General features: G+C 73.5%; 26 protein-coding genes and 2 pseudogenes. 22 read left to right on the top strand and 6 right to left on the bottom strand.

Annotation, left to right across the window (positions count from 1 at the left end; translation table 11 throughout):
- Positions 1-35 precede the first annotated feature (35 nt).
- The 6 genes from ACFWMZ_RS17995 to ACFWMZ_RS17970 all read left to right on the top strand — a co-directional run bounded on the left by ACFWMZ_RS17995 (position 36) and on the right by ACFWMZ_RS17970 (position 5,821).
- The gene (locus ACFWMZ_RS17995) at positions 36-413 is read left to right on the top strand and encodes a histidine triad nucleotide-binding protein (RefSeq protein WP_383182855.1); all 378 of its coding nucleotides are present in this window, start codon (positions 36-38) and stop codon (positions 411-413) included.
- Positions 414-422: 9 nt separating this feature from the next.
- On the top strand, positions 423-1,328 hold the full coding sequence (locus tag ACFWMZ_RS17990) for a ribonuclease Z (protein ID WP_383182853.1): 906 nt from the start codon (positions 423-425) through the stop codon (positions 1,326-1,328).
- A 98-nt stretch (positions 1,329-1,426) separates the two neighbouring features.
- On the top strand, positions 1,427-2,113 hold the full coding sequence (locus tag ACFWMZ_RS17985) for a GntR family transcriptional regulator (protein WP_383182851.1): 687 nt from the start codon (positions 1,427-1,429) through the stop codon (positions 2,111-2,113).
- 34 nt (positions 2,114-2,147) lie between these two features.
- Positions 2,148-3,155 (top strand): 1-aminocyclopropane-1-carboxylate deaminase, encoded by a 1,008-nt coding sequence (locus tag ACFWMZ_RS17980; RefSeq protein ID WP_383182849.1) that lies wholly within the window; start codon positions 2,148-2,150, stop codon positions 3,153-3,155.
- A gap of 214 nt (positions 3,156-3,369) precedes the next feature.
- Positions 3,370-4,362 carry an adenosine deaminase gene (locus tag ACFWMZ_RS17975; protein WP_383202582.1) on the top strand — a complete coding sequence of 331 codons (993 nt, stop codon included), beginning with the start codon at positions 3,370-3,372 and terminating at the stop codon, positions 4,360-4,362.
- A gap of 265 nt (positions 4,363-4,627) precedes the next feature.
- Entirely contained in the window at positions 4,628-5,821 is a 1,194-nt protein-coding gene (locus tag ACFWMZ_RS17970; RefSeq protein ID WP_383202579.1) for a macrolide family glycosyltransferase, read from the top strand.
- 193 nt (positions 5,822-6,014) lie between these two features.
- On the opposite strand, the pseudogene ACFWMZ_RS17965 reads toward ACFWMZ_RS17970, so the two are convergent.
- A pseudogene (locus tag ACFWMZ_RS17965) lies at positions 6,015-6,233 on the bottom strand (alcohol dehydrogenase catalytic domain-containing protein); the annotation flags it as partial.
- 98 nt (positions 6,234-6,331) lie between these two features.
- On the opposite strand from ACFWMZ_RS17965, the gene ACFWMZ_RS17960 reads away from it, so the two are divergent.
- Entirely contained in the window at positions 6,332-7,054 is a 723-nt protein-coding gene (locus ACFWMZ_RS17960) for a TetR/AcrR family transcriptional regulator (RefSeq protein WP_383202576.1), read from the top strand.
- Positions 7,055-7,110: 56 nt separating this feature from the next.
- Here ACFWMZ_RS17960 and ACFWMZ_RS17955 read toward each other — a convergent pair whose 3' ends face one another.
- The gene (locus ACFWMZ_RS17955; protein ID WP_383202573.1) at positions 7,111-8,451 is read right to left on the bottom strand and encodes an MFS transporter; all 1,341 of its coding nucleotides are present in this window, start codon (positions 8,449-8,451) and stop codon (positions 7,111-7,113) included.
- A gap of 503 nt (positions 8,452-8,954) precedes the next feature.
- Positions 8,955-10,289: a 6-phospho-beta-glucosidase gene (locus ACFWMZ_RS17950; RefSeq protein ID WP_383202570.1), complete on the bottom strand. Its 1,335-nt coding sequence runs from the start codon at positions 10,287-10,289 to the stop codon at positions 8,955-8,957.
- A 76-nt stretch (positions 10,290-10,365) separates the two neighbouring features.
- Here ACFWMZ_RS17950 and ACFWMZ_RS17945 point away from each other — a divergent pair, with 76 nt between their 5' ends.
- From ACFWMZ_RS17945 to ACFWMZ_RS17900, 10 genes and pseudogenes are all read left to right on the top strand, one after another.
- Positions 10,366-11,508 (top strand): carbohydrate kinase family protein, encoded by a 1,143-nt coding sequence (locus ACFWMZ_RS17945; RefSeq protein ID WP_383182838.1) that lies wholly within the window; start codon positions 10,366-10,368, stop codon positions 11,506-11,508.
- Between the two features lie 100 nt (positions 11,509-11,608).
- Positions 11,609-12,286, top strand: coding sequence for a DUF2470 domain-containing protein (locus tag ACFWMZ_RS17940; RefSeq protein WP_383182836.1), 678 nt, complete (start codon positions 11,609-11,611; stop codon positions 12,284-12,286).
- Positions 12,287-12,720: 434 nt separating this feature from the next.
- Entirely contained in the window at positions 12,721-13,746 is a 1,026-nt protein-coding gene (locus tag ACFWMZ_RS17935; protein WP_383202567.1) for a PhoH family protein, read from the top strand.
- A 43-nt stretch (positions 13,747-13,789) separates the two neighbouring features.
- Positions 13,790-14,287, top strand: coding sequence for an rRNA maturation RNase YbeY (gene ybeY / locus ACFWMZ_RS17930; RefSeq protein ID WP_383182832.1), 498 nt, complete (start codon positions 13,790-13,792; stop codon positions 14,285-14,287).
- Positions 14,284-15,609, top strand: coding sequence for a hemolysin family protein (locus ACFWMZ_RS17925; protein WP_383182830.1), 1,326 nt, complete (start codon positions 14,284-14,286; stop codon positions 15,607-15,609). The genes ybeY and ACFWMZ_RS17925 overlap by 4 nt, the downstream gene beginning before the upstream one ends.
- Positions 15,606-15,980, top strand: coding sequence for an MmcQ/YjbR family DNA-binding protein (locus ACFWMZ_RS17920; RefSeq protein ID WP_383182828.1), 375 nt, complete (start codon positions 15,606-15,608; stop codon positions 15,978-15,980). The genes ACFWMZ_RS17925 and ACFWMZ_RS17920 overlap by 4 nt, the downstream gene beginning before the upstream one ends.
- Before the next feature lie 76 nt (positions 15,981-16,056).
- Positions 16,057-16,410 carry a cytidine deaminase gene (locus ACFWMZ_RS17915; RefSeq protein ID WP_383182826.1) on the top strand — a complete coding sequence of 118 codons (354 nt, stop codon included), beginning with the start codon at positions 16,057-16,059 and terminating at the stop codon, positions 16,408-16,410.
- Positions 16,411-16,867: 457 nt separating this feature from the next.
- Entirely contained in the window at positions 16,868-17,809 is a 942-nt protein-coding gene (era, locus tag ACFWMZ_RS17910; RefSeq protein WP_383182824.1) for a GTPase Era, read from the top strand.
- 272 nt (positions 17,810-18,081) lie between these two features.
- Positions 18,082-18,222, top strand: a pseudogene (locus ACFWMZ_RS17905) (hypothetical protein); the annotation flags it as partial.
- A gap of 58 nt (positions 18,223-18,280) precedes the next feature.
- Positions 18,281-18,835 (top strand): GH32 C-terminal domain-containing protein, encoded by a 555-nt coding sequence (locus tag ACFWMZ_RS17900; protein WP_383202564.1) that lies wholly within the window; start codon positions 18,281-18,283, stop codon positions 18,833-18,835.
- A 54-nt stretch (positions 18,836-18,889) separates the two neighbouring features.
- On the opposite strand, the gene ACFWMZ_RS17895 is transcribed toward ACFWMZ_RS17900, so the two are convergent.
- Both ACFWMZ_RS17895 and ACFWMZ_RS17890 read right to left on the bottom strand, forming a co-directional pair.
- On the bottom strand, positions 18,890-19,156 hold the full coding sequence (locus ACFWMZ_RS17895; protein ID WP_383182821.1) for a protealysin inhibitor emfourin: 267 nt from the start codon (positions 19,154-19,156) through the stop codon (positions 18,890-18,892).
- A 56-nt stretch (positions 19,157-19,212) separates the two neighbouring features.
- Positions 19,213-20,352: a M4 family metallopeptidase gene (locus ACFWMZ_RS17890; protein ID WP_383202561.1), complete on the bottom strand. Its 1,140-nt coding sequence runs from the start codon at positions 20,350-20,352 to the stop codon at positions 19,213-19,215.
- 299 nt (positions 20,353-20,651) lie between these two features.
- Between ACFWMZ_RS17890 and leuA the strand changes: the two genes are divergently transcribed.
- The 5 genes from leuA to ACFWMZ_RS17865 all read left to right on the top strand — a co-directional run bounded on the left by leuA (position 20,652) and on the right by ACFWMZ_RS17865 (position 25,756).
- The gene (gene leuA / locus ACFWMZ_RS17885) at positions 20,652-22,445 is read left to right on the top strand and encodes a 2-isopropylmalate synthase (RefSeq protein WP_383202558.1); all 1,794 of its coding nucleotides are present in this window, start codon (positions 20,652-20,654) and stop codon (positions 22,443-22,445) included.
- 225 nt (positions 22,446-22,670) lie between these two features.
- Positions 22,671-23,372: a TerB family tellurite resistance protein gene (locus ACFWMZ_RS17880; RefSeq protein WP_383202555.1), complete on the top strand. Its 702-nt coding sequence runs from the start codon at positions 22,671-22,673 to the stop codon at positions 23,370-23,372.
- A gap of 14 nt (positions 23,373-23,386) precedes the next feature.
- Positions 23,387-24,010 (top strand): DUF3558 domain-containing protein, encoded by a 624-nt coding sequence (locus tag ACFWMZ_RS17875; RefSeq protein ID WP_383202553.1) that lies wholly within the window; start codon positions 23,387-23,389, stop codon positions 24,008-24,010.
- Positions 24,011-24,096: 86 nt separating this feature from the next.
- Positions 24,097-24,843, top strand: coding sequence for a DNA repair protein RecO (gene recO / locus ACFWMZ_RS17870; RefSeq protein ID WP_383182811.1), 747 nt, complete (start codon positions 24,097-24,099; stop codon positions 24,841-24,843).
- Between the two features lie 82 nt (positions 24,844-24,925).
- Positions 24,926-25,756, top strand: coding sequence for an isoprenyl transferase (locus ACFWMZ_RS17865; protein ID WP_383182809.1), 831 nt, complete (start codon positions 24,926-24,928; stop codon positions 25,754-25,756).
- Between the two features lie 79 nt (positions 25,757-25,835).
- Here ACFWMZ_RS17865 and ACFWMZ_RS17860 read toward each other — a convergent pair whose 3' ends face one another.
- The gene (locus ACFWMZ_RS17860) at positions 25,836-26,261 is read right to left on the bottom strand and encodes a Fur family transcriptional regulator (protein WP_383202550.1); all 426 of its coding nucleotides are present in this window, start codon (positions 26,259-26,261) and stop codon (positions 25,836-25,838) included.
- Between the last annotated feature and the right edge of the window lie 110 nt (positions 26,262-26,371).

The raw sequence follows: 26,371 nt of genomic DNA, 5'->3' as shown, positions 1-26,371 counted from the left end.
TACGATGCGGACCAACGATCAAGAGGAGCGACGCCATGACGGACCAGGGCCAGCCCAGCCCGCCTCAGCACCCCGACTGCCTGTTCTGCAAGATCGCCACCGGAGACGTCCCGGCGACCGTCGTACGGGAGACGGACACCACCGTCGCCTTCCGGGACATCAACCCCCAGGCGCCCACGCACGTCCTGGTGATCCCCCGCGCCCACTACCCGGACGCCGCCGCGCTCAGCGCGGCCGAGCCCGCCATCGCCGCCGACGTGCTGCGCGAGGCGGGAGAGACCGCCGCCCAGGAGGGCGTCGCGGAGACCGGCTACCGGGTCATCTTCAACACCGGGTCCGGCGCCGGGCAGACCGTCTTCCACGCCCACGCCCACGTGCTCGGGGGCCGCGGCCTCCAGTGGCCGCCCGGCTGACCGGCCCCCGTGTCCGTGCGTGAACTGGTGGTGCTGGGCACCGCCAGCCAGGTCCCGACCCGCCACCGCAACCACAACGGTTACCTGCTGCGGTGGGACAGCGAGGGCATCCTGTTCGATCCCGGCGAGGGAACCCAGCGTCAGATGGTGCGCGCCGGGGTCTCCGCGCACGACCTGAACCGGATCTGCGTCACCCACTTCCACGGCGACCACAGCCTCGGCCTCGCCGGGGTGATCCAGCGGATCAACCTCGACCGCGTCCCGCACCCGGTCACCGCGCACTACCCGGCGAGCGGGCAGCGCTTCTTCGAGCGGCTGCGCTACTCCACCGCGTACTACGAGAGCGTCGGCGTCACCGAGGCGCCGGTCGCGGCGAACGGCCCGCTCGCCACCGGGCCTTCGTACACGCTGGAGGCGTACAAGCTGTCGCATCCGGTGGAGGCGTACGGCTACCGGCTGGTGGAGCCGGACGGGGTGCGGATGGTGCCCGAGCGGCTCGCCGCGCGCGGGATCAGCGGGCCCGACGTGGGGCGGCTCCAGCGGGAGGGGTGGCTCGACGGGGTGACGCTGGCCGAGGTCAGCGAGGTGCGGCGCGGGCAGCGGTTCGGCTTCGTGATGGACACCCGGCTCTGCGACGGGGTGTACGCGCTGGCCGACGGCTGCGACCTGCTGGTCATCGAGTCGACCTTCCTCGACGAGGACGAGCACCTCGCCACCGAGCACGGCCACCTCACCGCGGGCCAGGCCGCCCGCGCCGCCGCCGACGCCGGGGTGCGCCACCTGGTGCTGACCCACTTCTCCCAGCGGTACACCGATCCCGGCGCGTTCGAGCGGCAGGCGCGCGCCGCCGGGTACGAGGGCGGGCTGACCATCGCCCGCGACCTCGACCGGATTCCCGTACCCAAGCGCGTCTGACGCCACCGGCTCAACGCGCTTGTACGGCGGCCCCGTTCTCTCATGGCGGGCCGCCGTCCCCCTTGACGGGCGCGGCCGGTCGGCGTGCAATATATTGCATGCCGGTTCCAGGGAGTCGCGGGCTCGTCAGCAGATCCCTCCTGCGGGAGGAGGCCTACCGGGCCATCCGGGACGCCATCGTCGACGGCACCCTCGCCCCCGGTGAGCGGCTGCACGACGCGGCGCTCGTCGCCTGGCTCGGTGTCAGCCGCACCCCTGTCCGCGAGGCGCTGGCCCGGTTGGAGCAGGTGGGGCTGGTGCGGACCACGCCGGGGCGCCACACCCTGGTCAGCCCGCTGGACGTACGCGCGGTCCGCGACGCCCAGTCGGTCACCGCAGCCCTGCACGAACTCGTCGTCCGCCAGGCCGTCCCCCACCTCTCCGCCGCCGAACTCGACGCCATGCGCGAGGCCAACGCCCGCTTCGCCCAGGCCCTGCGCGACCAGGACGTGCCCGCCGCCCTCGCCGCCGACGACGCCTTCCACGGCGTGGCCGTCACCGCCGCCGCCAACACCGCCGCGCGCACCGTCCTGGAGCAGTTCACCCCGGTGCTGCGCCGGGTCGAACGACTCCGGTTCTCCTCGCTGAGCGGCCGTGCCTCGGTCGCCCAGCACGCCCGGATCGTCGAGCGGTGCGCGGCGGGCGACGCCGAGGGCGCGGCCGCCGCCACCCGGGAGAACTGGCAGACCCTCGTCCCGCTCCTCGACCGGCTCCACGACGAGAGCGGCGAGCCCGGAACCGCCTGACCCCGCCCCGCCCCGCCCCGCACCGGAGGTACCCGTGTCCCTGGACGACTTCGCCCGCCACCCGCTGCTCTTCGGCCCGAGCCCCGTCCACCCGCTCGACCGGCTCACCGCCCATCTCGGCGGCGCCCGCGTCTGGGCCAAGCGGGAGGACGTCAACAGCCCGCTGGCCTTCGGCGGCAACAAGACCCGCAAGCTGGAGTACCTGGTCCCGGACGCGCTGAAGCAGGGCGCGGACACCCTCGTCACCATCGGCGGCGTGCAGTCCAACCACACCCGCCAGGTCGCCGCCGTCGCCGCCCGCCTCGGCCTCAAGGCGGTCCTGGTCCAGGAGAGCTGGGTGGAGTGGCCCGACCCGGTCAACGACAAGGTCGGCAACATCCTGCTCTCCCGCCTGATGGGCGCCGACGTCCGGCTGGTCGACGCCGGGTTCGGCATCGGCTTCAAGGAGAGCTGGAACCAGGCGCTGGAGGACGTCCGCCGGGCCGGCGGCACCCCGTACGCCATCCCGGCCGGCGCCTCCGACCACCCGCTCGGCGGCCTCGGCTTCGCCCGCTGGGCCGAGGAGGTCCGCGAGCAGGAGCGGCAACTCGGCGTCTTCTTCGACACCGTGGTGGTCTGCGGCGTCACCGGCTCCACCCACGCCGGGATGATCGCCGGGTTCGCCGGGCAGGACCGGCCCCGCCGCGTGCTGGGCATCGACGCCTCCGCCAGGCCCGCCGAGACCCGCGCCCAGATCGAGAAGATCGCCCGGGACACCGCCGCCCGCATCGGCCTCGGCCGCGACCTGCGCGACGAGGAGATCACCCTCCTCGAAGGCTGGGCGGGGGAGCGGTACGGCGTCCCCGACCGCTCCACCCTGGACGCCATCCGCCTCACCGGCAGCCTGGAGGGCGTCATCCTCGACCCGGTCTACGAGGGCAAGTCGATGGCCGCCCTCATCGACCTGGTCCGCGACGGCGACATACCCCGTGACTCCAACGTCCTCTACGCCCACCTCGGCGGCCAGCCCGCCCTCAACGCCTACAGCGGCGCCTTCGCCTGACGGCCCGCCCGCCCCGGCCGCCGCTCCCGTCACCGGGGGCGGCGGCGGGTCACCCGCACGGGCGCAGAACCCGGCACAGGGCGCACGGACACCGAAACGGTCAGAGGTCCCCTTTCGCCCACCACGACGCGCGGGACCGTACGCTTCCCTCCATGGCGCGGCCCGTGATCCAGGCCCCGCCCGTACCACCCGCACCAGCCGAGAGAGCCCGCCCATGCCCCTGCCCAAGGCCGAACTCCATCTCCACATCGAAGGCACCCTCGAACCGGAACTCGCCTTCGAACTGGCCGCGCGGAACGGCGTGACGCTGCCCTACGCCTCCAGCGAGGAACTCCGCCGGGCGTATCTCTTCACCGATCTCCAGTCCTTCCTCGACCTCTACTACGGCCTGATGGCGGTGCTCCGCACCGAGCAGGACTTCGCCGACCTCGCCGACGCCTACCTCGCCCGCGCCGCCGAACAGGGCGTGCGGCACGCGGAGATCTTCTTCGACCCGCAGGCGCACATGGCACGGGGCGTGTCGATGGAGACGGTGGTCGGCGGGCTGAGCCGGGCGCTCGCCACCAGCGAGGAGCGGTTCGGCATCTCCACGCTGCTCATCATGTGCTTCCTGCGAGACCAGAGCGCCGAGTCGGCGATGGAGACGTTGAAGGCCGCCGAGCCGTACCTGAACCGCATCACCGGCGTCGGCCTGGACTCCGCCGAGGTCGGCCACCCCCCGGCCAAGTTCCGCGAGGTGTACGAGGAGGCCGGGCGGCTGGGCCTGCGCCGGGTCGCGCACGCGGGGGAGGAGGGCCCGCCCGCGTACATCACCGAGGCGCTGGACGTGCTGAAGGTCGAGCGGATCGACCACGGGCTGACCGCCATGCAGGACCCGGCGGTCGTGGAGCGGCTGGTCCGCGACCAGATCCCGCTGACCCTCTGCCCGCTCTCGAACGTCCGGCTGCGCGCCATCGACATCCTGGAGGAGCACCCGCTGCGGGAGATGATGGCCGCCGGACTGCTCTGCACCGTCAACTCCGACGACCCGTCGTACTTCGGCGGTTACGTCGGCGACACCTTCCACGCCGTGCAGGAGGCGCTCGGCCTCGACCACGAGGCGCTGCGCACCCTGGCCCGCAACTCCTTCCAGGCCTCCTTCCTGGAGGACGACGAGGAGCGGCGCGCCCGCTACCTCGCCGAGGTCGAGGCGTACACCTTCGACTGAGGTGCTGCCGGGGGCCCGCCGCCGAAAAGCGGTTGCCGGTCTCCGGACCCCCGCGCTACCTTCCCGCCATGAGTTCCTTCCTGCAGATGTACGGCTGACGGCACCTTCCGGTCCGGGGCGCGGCGCGAGCCCCCCGGACCACCGCCGCGATCGCGCGCGCCCCTGACCGGGGCCGGCGCGCGGTCCGGCGATCCCGTCCTCCGTGATCCCCGCCGCCGCGGTCGCCCCTGGGGCGGGCCGGGCGGCCTCGCAGGAAGAGTTCCCCATGCAGCGCACCACGCGCCCGCGTGTCCACATCGCCATGGTCGGCACGCCGATGGTCAGCCACATCCTCCCCAGCCTGGAGATCATCCGGGAGGTGGTCGCCCGCGGCCACCGGGTCACCTACGCCGTCGACCCGGCCGTCGCCGACCTGATCGAGCCGACCGGCGCCGAACTGGTCCCGGTCCCCTCCACCCTCCCCTTCGCCGACAACGTCTGGCCCGAGGACGGCGTCGAGGCGATGCGCCTGTTCGTCGCCGACGCCGCCCAGGCCCTCCCGCGCCTGCGCGCCTTCTACGACCGCGACCCGGCCGACCTCTACCTCTACGACATCGGCGGCTACGCGGCCCGCGCCCTCGCCGAGTCCCAGTCCCGCCCGCACGTCCAGCTCTCCCCGACCTACGTGGCGTGGCAGGGGTACGAGGAGACGGTCGGCGCCGCCGTACGCGCCCTGCCCGGCTACGAGGTGTACGCACGCGAGGGCAACGCCTGGCTCGCCGGAAGCGGCGCGACCACCCGCGACTTCGAGGAGTTCGCGGGGCTGCCCGGCCGGGCGGTGGCGACCGTCCCGCGAGCCATGCAGCCCTTCGCCGACCAGGTCGACCCGGCCGTCGTCTCCTTCGTCGGGCCCTGCTTCGGCGACCGCTCGGACCAGGGCACCTGGAGCCGCCCGGCCGGCGCGGAAAAGGTGGTTCTGGTCTCGCTCGGCTCCTCCTACACCCAGCAGCCCGGCTTCTACCGGGCCTGTGTGGAGGCGTTCGGCGGCGACGCGCTGCCGGGCTGGCACACCGTGCTCCAGATCGGCAAGCACACCGACCCGTCGGTGCTCGGGCCGCTCCCCGACGACGTCGAGGTGCACCGCTGGGTGCCGCAGCTCTCCGTCCTCTCCCAGGCGGACGCCTTCGTCACCCACGCGGGGATGGGCAGCTCCAGCGAGGGGCTGTACTTCGGGCTGCCGATGATCGCCGTCCCGCAGGGCGCCGAACAGTTCGCCAACGCCGACCAGTTGGCCGCCCTCGGGGTGGCCCGCCGGATCGACACGGCCGACGCCACCGCCGAGGCCCTGCGCTCCGCGCTGACCGCTCTCACCGGTGACCCGCAGGTCGCCGCCGGCTCCGCGCAACTGCGGGCGGAGCTGCTGGCCGAGGGCGGTACGGCCCGCGCGGCGGACCTGCTGGAGGCGGAACTGCCGGGCTGACGGGCAGGGTCGAGACCGCCGCCCGCCCCCGCGCGGGCCGGGCGGCGGTCAGGCCGCCTCGTCGCGGACCACCTGGATCACGTGCTTGCCGCGCACCCCGCCCGCCTTCGGGGCGCGGTGTGCGGCGGCGATCCCGGCCGGCGGGTGGACGGTGTCCACGACCGGGCGCGGCGCGCCGCTCTCACCTCGGCGCCTCGCCGGTGGAGTCGATGCCGGTGCGGAGCGGGAAGCGGCGGCCGGTCACCAGGCCGAGAGGGCCCGCGCGCCCGGCGAGGTCGCCGCCGTTGACGCCGGCGGCGCGCACCGTGACCAGCACCTCGCCGGGCTCCGGTACGGGGAGCGGGACGCGGCCCTCGTAGAGGACCTCGGGCGGTCCGTAGCGGTCGAAGAGGGCGGCGCGCATGTCGTTCATGGCTGGTCCTGTCGCGAGGACCGCGGATGGGGCGGGGCTGCCCTCCACGCTGACCGGCTAAACGGAAGGGCTTTTCCACTTGGGCTAAAGTGAGAGACATGCCTGCTCAGCCCTCTCGGAATAGCTCTGCGGACGACCGGGGCGCCGCCTCGCAGGCCGGCTCGGCACCGGGCGCGCGTCCGGCCGCCGACGGGCTGCGCGCCGACGCCCGTCACAACCGGGCCCGCATCCTCGAAGCCGCCCGCGCCGCCTACGCCGCCCACGGCATCGACGTGCCCGTCACCACCATCGCCCGGCGCGCCGGGGTCGGCGTCGCCACCCTCTACCGGCGCTTCCCGTCCCGGGACGCCCTGGTCGCCGCGGCCTTCGCCGAACAGTTCCAGGCCTGCGCCACCGTCCTCGACGAGGCGCTGGCCGACCCCGACCCGTGGCGCGGCTTCCGCTCGCTGGTGGAGAAGGTCTGCGCCATGCAGGCCCGCGACCGGGGCTTCACCGCGGCCTTCCTCGCCCGCTTCCCCGGCCTGCTCGACCACGACGGCGAGCGCGACCGCGCCGAACGGAGCCTCGTCCTGCTGGTGCGGCGCGCCCAGGAGGCAGGGGCGCTGCGGGCCGACTTCCACCCCAGCGACGTCGTCCTGGTGCTGCTGGCCAACAACGGGCTGACCGGCGCCGACGAACGCACCTCCCTGGCCGCCTCCCGCCGCCTCACCGCGTACCTCCTGGAGTCCTTCCGCGCCGACCCGCCCACCCCCGGCACGCCCCGCGCCGCCCTGCCGCCCCCGGCCCCGCTGAAACTGCGGCAGATCCACGACGGACCGTGACCCGACCGCCGCGTCCCGGCTGCTGTACGCGGCGCGGGATCCGGGCGTACCGGCGGTCAGCCGCCGTCGCCCGCGCCTCCGGCGGCGCCCGAACCGGTGCCCGGCCCCGCGGTGCTCAGGGCGCGCCGGGTCAGGTGGCGGCCGGTGACGGTGAGCGGGGCGACGGGCTGCTCCGGGGCGCCGAGCTGGGGCACCGTCCCCGAGGGCGCGCCGGTGGCCGCGGCGACCAGGGCGGCCGGGGCGCCACCCCGGCGCCGGATCGTGCCCAGGACCAGCGGGCGGCCGGTCGTGTGCAGGGCGATCAGGGCGAGCGGCACCGAGAGCAGGAGCAGCATCGCCGCCAGCACCAGCCCCATCACCGGGAACCCTGCGTGCTCGGAGAGGAGCGAGCCGGCGAGCGGGCCGAAGGCGACGCCCAGCGCGGAGGCCGAGCCGACCATCACCGCCCAGCGGCCGCGCGGGTCGAGGGAGGCGGCCAGGCCGATCAGGTAGGAGAGGACCATCGGGTAAAGGGTGTTCCAGGCGATCTCCCCGGCTGCGAAGGTGGCGAGCCCGTCGGCGCGGGCGCTGGCCGCGATGCACCCGGCGATCAGCCCGGTGCCGACGCCGATCGGCACCGCCCGGCCGAGCCGGGAGCCGAGCGCGCTCGCGCCGACGATGCCGAGCAGGCCGGCGCCGAGGGCCGCCGCGAAGACCGCGCCGACCGCGGCCTCGCTCAGCCCCGCCTGGTCGGTGCCGATCCGGCCGCTCACGCCCCAGAGCGCGTTCTGGCAGAGCGCCCAGAGGACGATCGCCCCGGCCAGCACCGCGCCCGAACGCCGGTAGGGCAGCGGGGAGTCGGCGGCGGCCGTCCCGGTAGCGCGGTTCTCGGCGAGGCGGCCGGTGGCGGGCCAGACCAGCAGGGCGACGACGGCGACCGCGGCGAGCGGCAGGCCGTGGCCGCCACCGAGCGCGGGCATCGTCAGGTAGAGGGCGCCGGCCGTGGCGGAGACGGTGAGCAGGCCCAGGGTGGAGGAGCGGTGCGGGTCGCGCAGGGCGGCGATCCGCCCGGCGGCCACCGTCATGGTGGTGCCCGAGCCCAGCCCGCCGACGGCGGCACCGGCCACCACCAGCGGCAAGGCGGTGGTCGCGGCCGCCGTGCCGTACCCGGCGGCCATCAGCAGGAGTCCGGCGCGGGAGAGCCGGCGGCCGCCGAGCCGCTCCACGCGCGAGGCGAGGGTGAAGCCGGCCGAGGCGGAGCAGAGCAGCAGGACGCTGCCGACGACTCCGGCCTGGGGGGTGGTGAGGGGGAGGTGGTCGTCGAGCCGGCCGACCAGGGTCGGCAGCAGGTAGGAGGCGAGGTAGCCGGCGGTGAAGAGGGCGACGAGGGGCCAGGCGGCACGGGGGCGCGAGGACACGGGCGTTCCTTGAAGAAGGCATGCCGAAGAGGCACGCAGGAAGCGAGAGAGGAAGGGGTTCGCTTCCCTTCCGACCACGAGCGGGGGGAGGCGCGGGGCAATTTCTATCAAGCGCGGAGAGGCGGCGGACAACCGACCCGCAGTGATGCCAGTCACATTATGTTTGCATTCCATTTACCCGGGTACCAAGGAGCGAACTCGCAGGTCAGAGAAGCGAGTTGAGGTTCCGCTTCCCCTCTGGGGGAGGGGAGTGAACGCGAAACGGGCCGAGGCGCGTACACGCGCCCCGGCCCGTCGTCTGACGCTCCGCCAAGGGGAAGCACCCCGGCGCGCGCTCCTCCGTACCGACTACGCCCCCTCGGTCCCACTCACTCCCGGCGGAGGCGAGCACGCCCCTCGGCGTCGGCTGCGCCCCCTCGTCCGGCCACCGCCCTCGTCGGGCGCACCTGTGCCGCCTCGTCGGGCGCGCCCCTGCCGTCCGGAGCGCCCCCCAGGCCCCCCGGCTACGCCCCCGCGCGCCGCAGGACGCGTTCGGCCGCCGCCACCGAGTCGACCAGCGGGTGCAGGGCCATCGCCCGCAGCGCCGCCTCGCGGTCCTTGAAGAGCGCCGCCTCCACCGTGGCCCGCTCCACCGCCTTGAGCTGGAGCACCAGCCCCAGCTCCGCCCCGCCCAGCGGCACCGGCGACACCGCCGGTCGCACCCCGGAGCCGTCCACCTCGCACACCGTCTCCACCACCGCGTCCTCCGGCAGCGCCGGCAGCACCAGTGGGGCGTCCGGACCGCCGGAGGAGTTCCGCACGTTGAGGATCAGCCGGGCCGGCCGGTCCCGGGCCAGCGCCCGCATCAGGGCCAACGCCACCTGGTCGTAGCCGCCGCCGTCCAGGTCGCAGGTGTCGCGCTCCCAGCCCCCGGAGGCGGCCCGGCTCTCCGCCATGTACGTCTCCTCGCGCTCCAGGCGGGTCCGCTCCCAGAGGGTGAAGGCCCGATCGGGCTGCCGGTGGGCCTCGGCGAAGAAGGTGGACTGCTGCCCGTCGAGGAAGGCGCCCCGGGTCTGCTCGGCCGCCCGCACCGCCGCCAGGGTCTCCCGGCGGAAGTAGTAGTAGTGCAGGTACTCGTTGGGCAGCGAGCCCAGCGCCCGCAGCCAGGTCGCCCCGAAGAGGCGGCCCTCCTCGAACGAGCCGAGCGCCGCCTCGTCCGCGAGCAGCCCCGGCAGCAGGTCGCGGCCGTCGGCGCCGGTGAGGGAGCGCAGCCAGCCCAGGTGGTTGAGACCCACGTAGTCGTAGCCGACCGTGTCCGGGTCGGCGCCCGCCGCCCGGGCCGCCCGCCGGACCAGGCCCACCGGGGAGTCGCAGATCCCGATCACCCGGTGGCCGAGGACGGAGGCCATCGCCTCGGTCACCGCCCCGGCCGGGTTGGTGAAGTTGATGACCCAGGCGTCCGGGGCGAGTTCCGCGATCCGTTCGGCGATCCGCAGCGCCACCGGGACGGTGCGCAGCCCGTACAGCACGCCGCCCGCGCCCACCGTCTCCTGGCCCAGCAGCCCCTCGGCGAGCGGGATGTGCTCGTCGGCGACGCGGCCGGCCGTACCGCCGACCCGGATCGCGGAGAAGACGAAGTCCGCGCCGCGCACCGCCTCGTCGAGGCTCTCGGCGACCACCACGCGCGGCAGGCCGCCGCCGTCCGCCGGGCGCGGCAGCCCGTCGAGGACCGAGCGCATCACGCCGAGCCGCAGCGGATCGGTGTCGTACAGCGTCAGGGTGTCGACCTCGCTCCCCGCCAGCGCCCGGTACACCAGCGGGACGCGGAAGCCGCCGCCCCCGAGAATCGTCAGCCTCATGGGGCGGAACGTACCGCATGGAACGGGTACGCGGTCGGGCAGACTGTCCAGACCCGCACCACCCAGGGAGGCCGCCGTGAGCCTGGCCGAAGGAGACCGCACGCCGCACCGCACCGCCGGCGTGGACCCGCTGGCGGGGCTGCGCCGCCCCGGTGACCCGCCGGTGGACGTCTATCTGACGGGCACGGTCTTCCTCGACATCATCTTCACCGGCCTCGACTCGGCCCCCGTGCGCGGCACCGAGTCCTGGGCGCGCGGCATGGGTTCCAGCCCCGGCGGCGTCGCCAACATGGCCACCGCCCTCGCCCGCCTCGGCCTGCGCACCTCGCTGGCGGCCGCCTTCGGCGACGACCACTACGGCGAGTACTGCTGGGACGCGTTGGAGAGCGGCGAGTCCATCGACCTCACCGGCTCCCGCCGGGTCGGCGGCTGGCACTCCCCGGTGACGGTCTCGATGGCCTACGAGGACGAGCGGACGATGGTCTCGCACGGCCACGAGGCCCCCGTCGACCTGGCCCCCGTCCCCGCCCACTCCCCCCGCGCCCGCGCCGCCGTCGCCGCGCTCGCCCCCGGCGTCCGCGCCCCCTGGATCGCCGAGGCGGCCCGCGCCGGTACGCGGATCTTCGGCGACGTCGGCTGGGACGACACCGGCGCCTGGGACCTGGACGCCCTGCCCGACCTGGAGCACTGCGAGGCGTTCCTGCCCAACGCCGCCGAGGCGATGCGCTACACCCGCACCGACTGCCCCCGCGCGGCCGCCCGCGCGCTGGCCGACCGGGTGCCGCTGGCTGTCGTCACGCTCGGTTCGCAGGGGGCGTACGCCGTCGACGGGCGGACCGGGGAGACCGCCGACGTGCCCGCCATCGTGGTCGACGCGCTCGACCCGACCGGCGCCGGGGACGTCTTCGTCGCCGGGTTCGTCACCGGGACGCTCGCGGGGTGGCCGCTGGCCGACCGGCTCGCCTTCGCCGGGCTGACGGCGGCGCTGTCGGTGCAGGAGTTCGGGGGTTCGCTCTCGGCGCCGGGGTGGACGGAGGTGGCCGCCTGGTGGCGGCGGGTGCGGGCGTACACCCGTACCTCGGCACGCTCCGCCCACGGCCACGATCCGCAGGCGCTGCGGCGGTACGCCTTCCTGGAGGAACTGGTCCCCGAGGTCTCGGCCCCGGCCTGGCCGCTGCGGCGGGCGGTGCCGACGATCGGGTTCGGGAGGTCCGCCTGACGGCACGTCGTCCGCCCGGGTGAACCGGTACGGGGGGCCGGGTTCCCCCTGCGCCGTCAGGTCGCTAAGGTAAGCCTTACCTTACCGAAGGGGTCACCTGATGTACGCGCACGCCCGAGACGGGGAGCCGACCCCCGCCCAGCGAGTCCGCTCCGTGGTCGAGGCCGCGGATTCGCTGACCGTCACCACCGACGGCCACAGCATCGGCCTGGTCGGCCTGCACACGGTGGACGCCACCGGCGGACTCACCCTCCACGACCCGCCCGGCGAACACCTCGGGGCCGAGCTCGACGCCTCCCTCGACGGGACCCTGCCCGCCGTCGTGGAGTTCACCGACGTCGCCCCCGTCCATCTGCGCGACCGGGTGCGCGCACGGCTCAGCCTGCACGGCTGGCTGGGGACCGCCGCCGACCGTGGGCTGCACCTGCACACCGAATACGCGGTCCTCGCCGAGCACGGGCTGAGCCGGCGGATCGGTGTGGACGAGCTGATCCAGGCCCAGCCTGATCCGCTGGCGCGGGCCGAGGCGGAGCTGCTCTCCCATCTCGACTCGGCGCACGAGGACATGGTGCGGGCGCTGGCGCGGCTGGCTCCGGCGGAGGTACGGGGGGCCGCTGTGCGGGTGCGGCCGGCTCGGCTCGACCAGTACGGGATCACCCTGCGGTTCGAGCACGCGGGGAGGAGTCATCAGGAGGTGCGGTTGGGGTTCGGGAAGGTGGTGCGGTATCCCGAGGAGGTGGGGGAGGGGATCCGGGGGCTTGTCGTGGGGCGGGTCTGAATTTGCCTCAGGCGCCGACTGGGCTGTTCGCTCGGCGGGGCGCCCCTTGACCGTGCCGGTCACGGACTGGCCTCAAGCGCCGGCCGGGCTGTCTTCTGTCGCCTGTCCGGTTCGGCCGTGGCGGTTACCGATGGCCTCAAGCGTCGGCCGGGCTGGGATTTCCTGCCAGGGGCGCGGTTGCTTCGGTACGTCTTCGCCTCGCGGTTTCGTACGCGGTTGTCGCGCGGTGGTGCGTGGGTGGGGTGGGGAGGGGTGGGGTCGTACCGGGGTGTCGCCCTACAGGCTGACGAGGTGGCCGTGGGGGTGTGGTGGTGGGGCGTGTCGAAAAGGTCTTCGGGTGGGGGTGGGTGGGGACGTACGCTTGGTGGTCTAGGCGGGCCGTCGGAGGGCGGCTTCCCTGAGCGAGGAGGACGAGCAGGCTGAAAGGCCGGCCCATGACGCAGACACCGACAGGACCGAGCCCCGCGCAGGGGCAGGCGCGCGCCCAGTTCACCGTTCCGGCGAAACACCCGATGGTGACCGTGCTGGGATCCGGAGACGCGCTGCTGCGCGTGATCGAGAAGGCCTTCCCGGCGGCCGACATCCATGTCCGGGGCAATGAGATCAGCGCGACCGGGGACGCGGACGAGGTCGCCCTGGTCCAGCGGCTGTTCGACGAGATGATGCTGGTGCTCCGCACCGGTCAGCCGATGACGGAGGACGCAGTGGAACGCTCGATCGTCATGCTCAGGGCGAGCGAGGAAGGCAAGGGCGCCGAGGAGACCCCCGCCGAGGTCCTCACCCAGAACATCCTCTCCTCGCGCGGGCGCACCATCCGCCCGAAGACGCTCAACCAGAAGCGGTACGTCGACGCCATCGACAAGCACACGGTCATCTTCGGGATCGGCCCGGCCGGTACCGGCAAGACGTATCTGGCCATGGCCAAGGCCGTGCAGGCGCTCCAGTCGAAGCAGGTCAACCGGATCATCCTGACCCGGCCGGCCGTCGAGGCGGGCGAGCGGCTGGGCTTCCTGCCCGGCACGCTCTACGAGAAGATCGACCCGTACCTGCGCCCGCTCTACGACGCGCTGCACGACATGCTCGACCCCGACTCCATCCCCCGCCTCATGGCGGCCGGGACCATTGAGGTCGCCCCGCTGGCGTACATGCGCGGACGGACACTGAACGACGCGTTCATCATTCTCGACGAGGCGCAGAACACCAACCCGGAACAGATGAAGATGTTCCTCACCCGGCTGGGCTTCGAGTCGAAGATCGTCATCACCGGTGACGTCACCCAGGTCGACCTGCCGACCGGCACCAAGAGCGGCCTGCGGCAGGTGCAGGACATCCTCGAAGGCGTGGACGACGTCCACTTCTCCCGCCTCACCTCGCAGGACGTCGTCCGGCACAAGCTGGTCGGCCGTATCGTCGAGGCGTACGAGAAGTTCGACACCCGAGACGGCCGCTCCGGCGGCTGACGTCCGCGCCCCCCGGCACGCCCAGCAGGAGTACAGCACCACCATGTCGATCGACGTCAACAACGAGTCAGGAACCGAGGTCGACGAGCGCGCGATCCTCGACATCGCCCGCTACGCGCTGACGCGGATGCGCATCCACCCGCTCTCGGAACTGTCGGTGATCGTCGTCGACCCCGAGGCGATGGAGCAGCTCCACATCCAGTGGATGGACCTGCCGGGGCCCACGGACGTCATGTCCTTCCCGATGGACGAGCTGCGTCCGCCGGTCAAGGAGGAGGAGGACCCCCCGCAGGGGCTGCTCGGCGACATCGTGCTCTGCCCGGACGTGGCCAGGCAGCAGGGGCAGGACGCCCCCACCCAGCACTCCATGGACGAGGAGCTGCAACTGCTCACCGTCCACGGAGTGCTGCACCTGCTGGGGTACGACCACGAGGAGCCCGGCGAGAAGGCGGAGATGTTCGGCCTCCAGCAGGCCATCGTGGACGGCTGGCGTGACGAGAACGGGCTGACCGGGCCCTCGCCCGCCCCGACCGTCTCATGATCGGCGGCCTGCTCACCGGCGCCGTCCTGTTGGTCGTCGTCGCCTGGCTGGCCGCCTGCGCCGAGGCCGGGCTCGCCCGCGTCTCCAGCTTCCGCGCCGAGGGCGCCGTACGCGCCGGGCGGCGCGGCAGCGCCAAACTGGCCCAGGTCGCCGAGGACCCCACGCGCTACCTCAACGTCGCGCTGCTGGTCCGGGTCGCCTGCGAGATGGCCGCCGCCGCCCTCGTGACGTACGTCTGCGTCGAGCAGATCAGCGTCACCTGGGAGGCGCTGGCGGTCGCCATCGCGGTGATGGTGCTGGTCAGCTATGTGGCGGTCGGCGTCTCGCCGCGCACCATCGGCCGCCAGCACCCGCTCAACACGGCGACGGCGGCGGCGTACGTCCTGCTGCCGCTGGCCCGGATCATGGGCCCGGTCCCCAAGCTGTTGATCCTGCTCGGCAACGCGCTCACGCCGGGCAAGGGGTTCCGGCAGGGACCGTTCGCCAGTGAGGCGGAGCTGCGGGCGCTGGTCGACCTCGCCGAGAAGGAGCAGCTCATCGAGGACGAGGAGCGCCGCATGGTGCACTCCGTCTTCGAGCTGGGCGACACCCTCGTCCGCGAGGTGATGGTGCCCCGTACCGACCTGGTCTCCATCGAGCGGTACAAGACGATCCGGCAGGCCCTCACCCTCGCCCTGCGCTCCGGTTTCTCGCGGATACCGGTGACCGGGGAGAGCGAGGACGACGTCGTCGGCGTCGTCTACCTCAAGGATCTCGCCCGCAAGACACACATCAGCCGCGACGCCGAGTCCGAACTGGTCTCCTCCGCGATGCGCCCCGCCGTCTTCGTCCCCGACACGAAGAACGCCGGGGACCTCCTGCGCGAGATGCAGCAGGAGCGCAACCACGTCGCCGTCGTCATCGACGAGTACGGCGGCACGGCCGGGATCGTCACCATCGAGGACATCCTGGAGGAGATCGTCGGCGAGATCACCGACGAGTACGACCGGGAGCTGCCGCCCGTCGAGGAACTCGGCGAGGGCCGCTGCCGGGTCACCGCCCGGCTGGACATCGGCGACCTCGGGCGGCTCTACGGGCTGGAGTCCTTCGACGACGAGGACGTGGAGACCGTCGGCGGCCTGCTCGCCAAGGCGCTCGGCCGGGTGCCGATCGCCGGGGCCGGTGCCGTGGTGCCGCTGCCCGACGGGCGCGGCCTGCGGCTCACCGCCGAGGACTCGGCGGGCCGCCGGAACAAGGTCGCGACGGTCCTCGTGGAGCCGCTCGACCAGCGCGAGGCGGCGGAGGCCGTCGCCGCCGAGGAGGAGCGGGAGACCGATTGGTGAGCGGGACCGGCGGTGGGCTCGACACCGGGAGTCTGCGGGCTTTCTGCCTCTCGTTCGCGGCGGCCGTGGAGGAGTTCCCCTTCAACCCCGGGACATCCGTCTTCAAAGTGGAGGGGAAGGTCTTCGCCCTCACCGACCTCGGCGCCGACCCGCTGAAGGTCTCCCTCAAGTGCGACCCGGAGGAGGCGGTACGCCTGCGCGCGACGCACCCCGAGATCGTCCCCGGCTGGCACCTCGACAAACGCCACTGGAACACCGTCACGGTCCAGCCCCTCCCGCCCCGCCAGGTCCGCGAACTCATCGAGGACTCGTACGACCTGGTGGTGGCGGGGCTGCCGCGAGCGGTCCGCCTGCGCCTCGACCGGCCCTGACCCCCTCCGCCCGGGGGCCCGGCGGGGAGCGGCCCGCCCGGGAGCCGGGGCACGGGCACCTCTTATGCTCGGGGCCATGACCGAGAGCACCGAGCTGCACCCCGAGGACCGCAAGATCGTGACCCTGGCCCGCTCGGCCCGGGCCCGCAACGAGGTGCCGGAGGGCGCCGCCGTCCGCGACGAGACCGGCCGCACCTACGTGGCCGGCACCGTCTCCCTCGACTCCCTCCAGCTCAGCGCCCTGCGCACCGCCGTGGCCATGGCCGTCGCCTCAGGAGCCCGCTCCCTGGAAGCCGCCGCCGTCGTCACCGCAGCCGACCAGCTCCCCCCGGAAGACCGCACCGCCGTCACCGACCTAGGCGGCCCCAACACCCCCATCCTCCTCGCCACCCCCGACGGCACCCTCCAAGAGACCCTCACATCGGGCTGACCCCACCCGACGCCGACTCCGGGCTGAGACCAACACCCAGCCCGGCCGGCGCTTGAGGCCCTCTTGTACGGGCGGGGGGTTGCCGGACGCGAGCCCATTCCAGCCCGGCCGGCGCTTGAGGCCGTCTTGTACCGGTGGGGACTGCTGGACGCGAGCCCATTCCAGCCCGGCCGGCGTTTGAGGCCGTCTGTGACGGGCCTGGTCGGAACGGGGGCGTGGCCAGAACCCAGCCCGGCCGGCGTTTGAGACGGTCTGTGACCGGCTCGGTCGGAACGGGGGCGCGGCCAAAACCCAGCCCGGCCGGCGGTTGAGGCCGTCTGTGACCGGCCCGGTCGAAACGGCGGCGCAGCCGAACCCCAGCCCGGCCGGCGCTTGAGGCCAGTCGGAGGCCGAGGCCCACCGGGCCTCGGGACGGGCCCCGGTCCGGCGGACCCTCCGCATCGGGGACAATGGGCGCATGAGCGCCCCCTCCTCCTCCGTCACCCCCGCGCACCGCGCGGGCTTCGCGTGCTTCGTCGGCCGTCCGAACGCGGGCAAGTCCACCCTGACGAACGCACTCGTCGGGCAGAAGGTCGCGATCACCTCCAACCGGCCGCAGACGACCCGCCACACTGTGCGCGGCATCGTCCACCGGCCTGATGCGCAGCTGATCCTGGTCGACACCCCCGGCCTCCACAAGCCGCGCACCCTCCTCGGCGAGCGGCTCAACGACGTGGTCCGCACCACCTGGGCCGAGGTCGACGTCATCGGCTTCTGCCTCCCCGCCGACCAGAAGCTCGGCCCCGGCGACCGCTTCATCGCCAAGGAGATCGCCGGGATCAAGAAGACCCCGAAGGTCGCCATCGTCACCAAGACCGACCTGGTGGACGGCAAGCAGCTCGCCGAGCAGCTCATCGCCGTCGACCAGCTCGCCGCCGAGCTCGGCTTCGAGTGGGCCGAGATCATCCCGGTCTCCGCCGTCAAGGGCGATCAGGTCGAGCTGCTGACCGACCTCCTCGTCCCGCTCATGCCGGAAGGCCCCGCGCTCTACCCCGAAGGCGACCTCACCGACGAGCCCGAGCAGGTCATGGTCGCCGAGCTGATCCGCGAGGCCGCCCTGGAGGGCGTCCGCGACGAGCTGCCGCACTCCATCGCCGTCGTGGTCGAGGAGATGCTGCCGCGCGAGGACCGCCCCGCCGACAAGCCGCTGCTCGACATCCACGCCAACGTCTTCATCGAGCGGCCCAGCCAGAAGGGGATCATCATCGGCCCCAAGGGCAAGCGGCTGAAGGAGGTCGGCGTGAAGTCCCGCAAGCACATCGAGGCGCTGCTCGGCACCCCGGTCTTCCTCGACCTGCACGTCAAGGTCGCCAAGGACTGGCAGCGCGACCCCAAGCAGCTCCGCCGCCTGGGCTTCTGAGCCGGGGCGGCACGGGCTGGGCCCGGGGGCCGCTGGGCAGGTGAGGCGCGACGTACGAAAGGCCGTGCCCTCCCCGCCCCGGAGCTCCGTCTCCCGCAGCGCCCTGATCCGCCTCGCCCTCGCCGGGACCGCCGCAGCAGCGGTCCCGGCGATCCCGCGCCCGCCCGGAACCGCGGCCCCGCAAGCCTCCGGCCCCCAGCGGCCCGCGCGAGCAGACGGCGGTCTACCACTTCACCGTCGACGGCCGCGCCTTCCACCCGCACCACCCCGAACCGCGCTGGCTCGACCACGGCTTCGACTGGCACGGCGCCGTCACCTACCCGCGCCACCGGGCCGACGGCACCGAGGCCCCCCGTACGCGGTACGCCCTGGCCTGGATGAACCACTGGGACTACCCGCAGGGCACCCCGACCGCCACCGCCGACGGCTTCAAAGGCACCGACTCCCTGGTCCGCGAAGTGACGGTCGCGCGTGACAGTCAGGGGAGGGGGGGACGGCGGGGGCGGCCCCTTCGTACTGCGCTCCGCACCCGTCCGCGCCCTCTACGACCGGGCGGAACCGCCCGAACGGCTCGGCACCCTCACGGTGGCGGGCCACCGAAGGCTCCCGGTACGGGCCGAGGCGTACGCCCTGGAGACCGAGCTGGCCTGGACGCGGGGAACGGGCCCGGCCGGGGTGCGGCTGCGCGAGTCGGCCGACGGCTCCCGCCATGTCGACGTCGGCGTCCACGACGGGCACGTCCTCGTGCACCGGGGCGCGACCGGGCACCCCACGGCGCCGGAGGGCGCGACCGACCCCAAGACCGAGAGCCGGACGCCGCTGGAGCCGGGGGCGCGGCGGGTCCGGCTGCGGATCTTCGTGGACCGGACCTCCGTGGAGGTCTTCGTCGGCGACGGGCGCCACGTCCACACCAGCCAGATCCATCCCGGGCCGCGGGACCTGGCCGTCACGCTCTTCGCCGAAGGCGGCCGGGCGCGCTTCTCGGAGCTGGTGCTGCGGCGGTTCGCCCCGCTCGGCGACGGCTGAGCCCCGGAGCGGGCGGGCCCGGTCGCGGACCCGATCCGCCCGGGGGAGTGGCGCCTACGCTCCCTCCTTCAGCACCCGGGAGACCAGCTCCCGCTGTGCGGGGGACAGGTGCGGGTCGGTGAAGTGGGCCGAGTGGCCGTCGACGGTGAGCTGGTAGGCGAAGCCGTCGGGGACGCCGGTGGCCGGAGCGGGTGTGGCGGTTTCCATGGCACGGGCGGCGAGCTCCTCCCAGACCTCGGCGTCGGGGAGCGAGGTGGTGTCCACCCCGGCCCGCCGCTCGATGCCGGAGAAGCCGCCGGTGCGTCGTACTTCGATGCGCATGCCCGTCTCCCTACCCGCCAGGCCCGTCCGGCACCGGTGCGCCGGGGGACCGGAGCTCAGGAGCCCGCCCCCACCCCGACCTCGGACCACGCCTTGAGGACCGCCTCGCGCTCCTCGCCCCGGCCGAACCGCTCCTCGGCCGCCTTGGCGGTGAGGGCCGCGAAGGCGGCGAAGTCGGCCTGGGCGCTGAGCTCCCCGCCGGTCAGCACGTCGTACCAGACCTGGCCGGCGCGCTCCCAGGCCGGGCCGCGCAGGGCGGTCGCGAACAGGTAGAAGGCGCGGTTGGGGATGCCGGAGTTGATGTGGACGCCGCCGTTGTCCTGGTCGGTCTCCACGTAGTCGTCCATGGAGCCGGGCTGGGGGTCCTTGCCGAGGACGTCGTCGTCGTAGGCCGTGCCGGGCTCCTTCATGGAGCGCAGGGCCTTGCCCTCGACGCGCGGGCCGAGGACGTCGGCGCCGATCAGCCAGTCGGCGTCCTCGGCGTTCTGACCCAGGGTGTACTGCTTGAGGAGGGAGCCGAAGACGTCGGAGACGGACTCGTTGAGCGCGCCGGGCTGGTCGCGGTAGGCGAGGTTGGCGGTGTACTGCGTGACGCCGTGGGTCAGCTCGTGGCCGATGACGTCGACGGGGAGGGTGAAGTCGAGGAAGACCTCGCCGTCGCCGTCGCCGAAGACCATCTGCTCGCCGTCCCAGAAGGCGTTGGCGTACTCCTTGCCGTAGTGGACCGTGGCGTTGAGCGGGAGGCCGCGGCCGTCGATGGAGTCGCGGCCGAAGCCCTTGAGGAAGAGGTCGAAGGTGGCGCCGAGCCCGGCGTAGGCGCGGTTGACGCTGGCGTCGCCGCCGGGGTCGGAGCCCTCGGCGCGGACCTCGACGCCGGGCAGCTCCTCGCGGTTCTCCGCGTCGTAGATGGTGCGCTGCGGGGTCGGGTCGGCGCCCTCCGCGCGGCGGGAGGCGGCCGGGGCGGCGGTGCGGGTGGCGGCGATGGCGGTGAGGCGGCGGGTGCGCTCGCGGGCGTCCCGCTCCAGGGTGCGGCGGGCGGGGACGGCGAGGATCGGGTCGTCCAGATGGCTGAGGTGGTCCAGCACGTGCGGCGGCACGATCGTGCAGAAGACGGGGTGCGGGGCCGGGCGGATCAGGACGGAGTCGGCGGCGGTGCGGGCGGTCGCTGAGTGCGTCGGGCGCTGGTTCGCGGTCATGAGACTGGCTTGCTCTCTGTGATCGCTCCGAAACACTCTGTGCGGGAGATTAACGAAATAGAGGGACTCATCACCTCTGGGGCATTACCTGCCTCCGGTCCCGCATACTGATACGCGTCAGCGCAACCGGGACGGCTCAGCTAGGCTGCGGAGCATCATGCGTTACGGGCTGCTTCTCCTTAGCTGCCGCGGCGAGGGCCTGTAGTCGAGGTCGACCCCCTCCCCGCGGAGTTCGGTGTTGCGGTGAAACCGCCGCCCGTCGGCCGTCTCCAGTGGACCACTGAGGAGCCCCGCGCATCATGTCGAACCCTGCCGACGCACCCCGTACCGCCATCGCCGACCAGCCGGTGAGCCGTCGGACCCCCCTCACCCGGGACAGCGTCACCCAGCGCCCCTCCGGCATGCCGACCGCCCGCTACCGCGGCTACGACGCCGTCGACCTGGCCGGCCGGAGCTGGCCCGAGCAGCGCATCACCCAGGCCCCCCGCTGGCTCTCCACCGACCTGCGCGACGGCAACCAGGCGCTGATTGACCCGATGTCGCCCGCCCGCAAGCGCGAGATGTTCGACCTGCTGGTGCGGATGGGCTACAAGGAGATCGAGGTCGGCTTCCCCTCCTCCGGCGAGACGGACTACGCCTTCGTCCGCTCCATCATCGAAGAGGGCGCCATCCCCGAGGACGTGACCATCTCCGTCCTGACCCAGGCCCGCGAGGACCTGATCGAGCGCACCGTGGAGTCCCTGAAGGGCGCCCACCGCGCCACCGTCCACCTGTACAACGCCACCGCGCCCACCTTCCGCCGGGTCGTCTTCCGCGGCTCCCGCGACGACGTCAAGCAGATCGCGGTCGACGGCACCCGGCTGGTCATGGAGTACGCCGAGAAGCTGCTGGACGCGCGGACCGCCTTCGGCTACCAGTACAGCCCGGAGATCTTCACCGACACCGAGCTGGATTTCGCGCTGGAGGTCTGCGAGGCGGTGATGGACGTCTGGCAGCCCGAGGAGGGCCGCGAGATCATCCTCAACCTGCCCGCCACCGTGGAGCGCTCCACCCCCTCCACCCACGCCGACCGCTTCGAGTGGATGTCGCGGAACCTGTCCCGCCGCGAGTTCGTCTGCCTCTCCACCCACCCGCACAACGACCGCGGCACCGCCGTCGCCGCCGCCGAGCTGGCCGTCATGGCCGGCGCCGACCGCGTCGAGGGCTGCCTCTTCGGCCAGGGCGAGCGCACCGGCAACGTCGACCTGGTCACCCTGGGCATGAACCTCTTCTCCCAGGGCGTCGACCCGATGATCGACTTCTCGCAGATCGACGAGGTCCGCAGGACCGCCGAGTACTGCAACCAGATGGAGGTCCACCCGCGCCACCCCTACGTGGGCGACCTCGTCTACACCGCCTTCTCCGGCTCCCACCAGGACGCCATCAAGAAGGGCTTCGACGCCATGGAGGCCGACGCGGCCGCCCAGGGCGTCACCGTCGACGACATCGAGTGGGCCGTCCCCTACCTGCCCATCGACCCCAAGGACGTCGGCCGCTCCTACGAGGCCGTCATCCGGGTCAACTCGCAGTCCGGCAAGGGCGGCATCGCCTACGTCCTGAAGAACGACCACCACCTCGACCTGCCGCGCCGCATGCAGATCGAGTTCTCCCGGCTGATCCAGGCCAAGACCGACGCCGACGGCGGCGAGGTCACCCCGGCCGCGATCTGGTCCGCCTTCCAGGACGAGTACCTGCCCAACCCCGAGGACCCGTGGGGCCGGATCCAGATCCGCACCGGCCAGACCACCACCGACGTCGAGGGCATCGACCGGCTCACCGCCGAGGCCGTCGTGGACGGCGAGGAGACCGTGCTGACCGGCTCCGGCAACGGTCCGATCTCGGCCTTCTTCGACGCCCTGCACGCCGTCGGCATCGACGTACGCCTGCTCGACTACCAGGAGCACACCATGAGCGAGGGCGCCAACGCCGTCGCCGCCTCCTACATCGAGTGCGCCATCGACGACAAGGTGCTCTGGGGCATCGGCATCGACGCCAACACCACCCGCGCCTCCATGAAGGCCGTGGTCTCCGCGGTCAACCGCGCCGCCCGCTGACCCCTCCCCGACGACGCTCCGCCCCGACGCCCCGCCCCGTTCCGCACGCGGCGGGGCGTCGGGTTACGGCCAGGTCACGCGCACGGGGCTGACGCCGCGCGGGTGATGTGGCTAACATCACGTCCACACGGCAGCCCCGCGCGGGACGAGCCGCCGCCCCCGGGACGAGGCGGCGGCCGCGCGGGGCACGGCGCGACGGTGCGCCAGATGCGACGGAGGTGCGACGTGCTGCCCAGGAGCCGACCAGGACGGGCCGCGGAGGACCGGCGCCCCCGCGTCTGCGGAGTCCGCACCCACTGGACCACCGTGGCGGACGGGGAGTTCCACTGCCCCGACTGCGGCGGCGACCGCAACTACCAGCGCCGCACCGGCCGCCGCAGGCTCACCCTGCTCGGCATGCCCGTGCTGCCGCGCGGCGAGGCCGGACCCGTCGTCGAATGCGCCACCTGCGAGGGCCGCTTCCCGACCGACGTGCTCGCCCGCCCCACCACCACCCGCTTCTCGGCCCTGCTCCGTGACGCCGTGCACACCGTCGCGCTCGCCGTCCTCGCCGCCGGCGGCACCGGCTCGCGCACCGCACTCGCCACCGCCGTCGAGACGGTCCGCGACGCCGGGTACGAGGACTGCACCGCCGAGCGGCTCACCGCCGTCGCCGACGCCCTCGCCGCCGACACCGGGCACCGGCCCGAGAGCGGCGACGCCGAGGCGCTCCTCGCCGTCGAGCTCCACGAGGCGCTCGACCCGCTCGCCCCGCACCTCGCCGGCCTCGGCCGCGCCTCGCTGTTGCTGCGCGCCGCCCGTATCGCGCTGGCCGACGGCCCCTACACCCCGGCCGAACGCGACGTCCTCACCGCCGTCGGCGCCGCCCTCACCCTGCCCTGCGAAGAGGTCACCGACCTCCTCACCGCCGCCCGGACCCCCTCCTGAGCGGCGGGGACCAGGTGGACGGCACGCGCGCCACGGGCGGTGTACGCGCGAAGAGCGGGGGGCCCGTCCGGACGACCGTCGCCTGCGCGGCTCTCGCCTGCCTCGTCCTCACCGGGGCCTCGTGCTCCCCGGCCCAGCCGTCGTCCGGCGGTTCGGGCGCGCCGGAGCGTACCGGGCCGCCGCGGGTGAACGATCCGCTCGCCACCGGGGCGAAGAGGGCGTATCCGTGCGCCTCGCTGACCGATGCCCAGGCGGTCGCCGCCGGTTCGCCGCCGGGCACGGAGCACCGGGCACTTCACGACGCCAACGGAGCGGCCTGCCTGTGGGAGCCCGAGGCGTCGGCCGAGGGCGCGAAGATCGTGGTGTCCTGGCCCAGCGACACCCCGGGCCTGGACGCCCTGTACGGCCTCCGCGACGAGCAGGCGTACTTCGAGGAGACCGTCGTCCAGGGGTACCCGGCGGTGTTCGCCAACCAGAACGACTGGCGGGACCGGCACTGCGTGCTCCACGTGGGGGTCTCCGACGACGCGGTGTTCTACACGGCGGCGGACACCTTCGGCGAGGACGGACTGCCAGACCCCTGTGACACCGCCAGGAAGGCCGCGGAGAGCGTCGTGGACAATCTCCGGCAGAACTGACCGCCGCTTCACCGATCAGGGATCTCACACCCGTACGGAGACCCCGCGCGCCCGTACGGCCCCCGCCGTACGGGACAATGGGGCCCATGAGTCTGTTCCGCGACGACGGCGTAGTGCTGCGCACCCAGAAGCTGGGCGAGGCGGACCGGATCATCACCTTCCTCACCCGCCGCTACGGCCGCGTCCGCGCCGTCGCCCGCGGCGTGCGGCGCACCAAGTCGAAGTTCGGCGCCCGCCTGGAGCCCTTCTCCCACGTCGACGTGCAGTACTTCGCCAGGGGCAGCGAGCTGATCGGCCGCGGCCTGCCGCTCTGCACCCAGACCGAGACCATCGCCGCGTACGGCTCCGGCATCGTCACCGACTACGACCGCTACACCGCCGGCACCGCGATGCTGGAGACCGCCGAGCGGTTCACCGACCACGAGGGCCAGCCCGCCGTCCAGCAGTACCTGCTCCTCGTCGGCGGCCTGCGCACCCTCGCCCGCGGCGAGCACACCCCCCGCCTGGTCCTCGACGCCTTCCTGCTGCGCTCGCTCGCCGTCAACGGCTACGCGCCGAGCCTCGGCGACTGCGCCCGCTGCGGAATGCCCGGCCCGAACCGTTTCTTCTCCGTCGCCGCCGGCGGCAGCGTCTGCGGGGAGTGCCGCGTCCCCGGCAGCGTCGTACCCTCGGCGGAGGCCGTCGGCCTGCTCAGCGCGCTGCTCAGCGGTGACTGGGCGTCGGCGGACGCCTGCGAGGGGCGGCACGCGCGGGAGGGGAGCTCCCTCGTCTCCGCGTACCTGCACTGGCACCTGGAACGCGGACTGCGCTCACTGCGGTACGTGGACAAGTAGGCGGCACGGCGCGGGCGAGGCGTGCGGTGGCGGGACCGCCACCGAGAACCTGAGATTCTGAGAACTGGGAGACGAACACCTCATGGCACGACGCGGGATCCTCGGCCGCAACCGGCGCGACTACCAGACCCCCGAGCCGCACCCGTCGGGCGCCCGCCCGCCGAAGATCCCCGGCGAGCTGGTCCCCGGCCACGTCGCCGTCGTCATGGACGGCAACGGCCGCTGGGCCAAGGAGCGCGGCCTGCCCCGCACCGAGGGCCACAAGGTCGGCGAGGGCGTCGTCATGGACGTCCTCAAGGGCTGCCTGGAGATGGGCGTCAAGAACCTCTCCCTGTACGCCTTCTCCACCGAGAACTGGAAGCGCTCCCCCGAGGAGGTCCGCTTCCTGATGAACTTCAACCGGGACGTCATCGCCCGCCGCCGCGACGAGATGGACGCCCTCGGCATCCGCATCCGCTGGGTCGGCCGGATGCCCAAGCTGTGGAAGTCGGTCGTCCAGGAGCTCCAGATCGCCCAGGAGCAGACCAAGGACAACGACGCCATGACGCTGTACTTCTGCGTCAACTACGGCGGCCGCGCCGAGATCGCCGACGCCGCCCAGCGGATGGCCGAGGACGTCGCCGCCGGCCGCCTCGACCCGTCCAAGGTCGGCGAGAAGACGCTCCAGAAGTACCTGTACTACCCCGACATGCCCGACGTGGACCTCTTCGTCCGCCCCAGCGGCGAGCAGCGCACCTCCAACTACCTGATCTGGCAGAGCGCCTACGCCGAGATGGTCTTCCAGGACGTGCTGTGGCCCGACTTCGACCGCCGCGACCTGTGGCGCGCCTGCCTGGAGTACGCCCAGCGCGACCGGCGCTTCGGCGGCGCCGTGGAGGCCCCGCAGCCCGCCGTACCGCCCCAGCAGGGCTGAGCGGACACGAGGCGGCCCCTGTGGCGCGTACGGACTCCGTACGCGCCACAGGGGCCGCCTGCGGCGTTTTCCGGCCCCGCTACTCCTCGGAGGCGGCGGCGCTCGCGCACTCGGCGCAGGTGCCGAAGATCTCCACCGTGTGGTCGACGTCGACGAACCCGTGCGAGGCCGCGACCGAGTCCGCCCACTTCTCCACCGCGGGCCCCTCGACCTCGACCGCCTTGCCGCACACCCGGCAGACCAGGTGGTGATGGTGGTCGCCGGTCGAGCAGCGGCGGTAGACCGCCTCGCCGTCGGTGGTGCGCAGCACGTCCACCTCACCGGCGTCCGCCAGCGACTGGAGCGTCCGGTACACCGTGGTCAGCCCGACCGAGTCGCCCTGGTGCTTGAGGATGTCGTGCAGGTCCTGGGCGCTGCGGAACTCGTCCACCTGGTCGAGGGCGGCGGCCACCGCCGCACGCTGCCGGGTGGACCGGCCCTTCACGGGGGGTCCTGCGGTCGTCACTTCAACGAGTCCTTCCCTCTTTTGGGAGCTTCGCTCGCCGCCGGGGCGCGTCGTTGTCGAGACGCCCGACGTGCTCGACCGCTTCGCGGCCTGCGCGCGACGGGCGTCTC

This window comes from Streptomyces sp. NPDC058373, assembly GCF_042723275.1.
Lineage (GTDB): Bacteria > Actinomycetota > Actinomycetes > Streptomycetales > Streptomycetaceae > Streptomyces.
The sequence above is the reverse complement of the archived record's forward strand: the minus strand, read 5'-3'. Positions and strand labels throughout refer to the sequence as shown.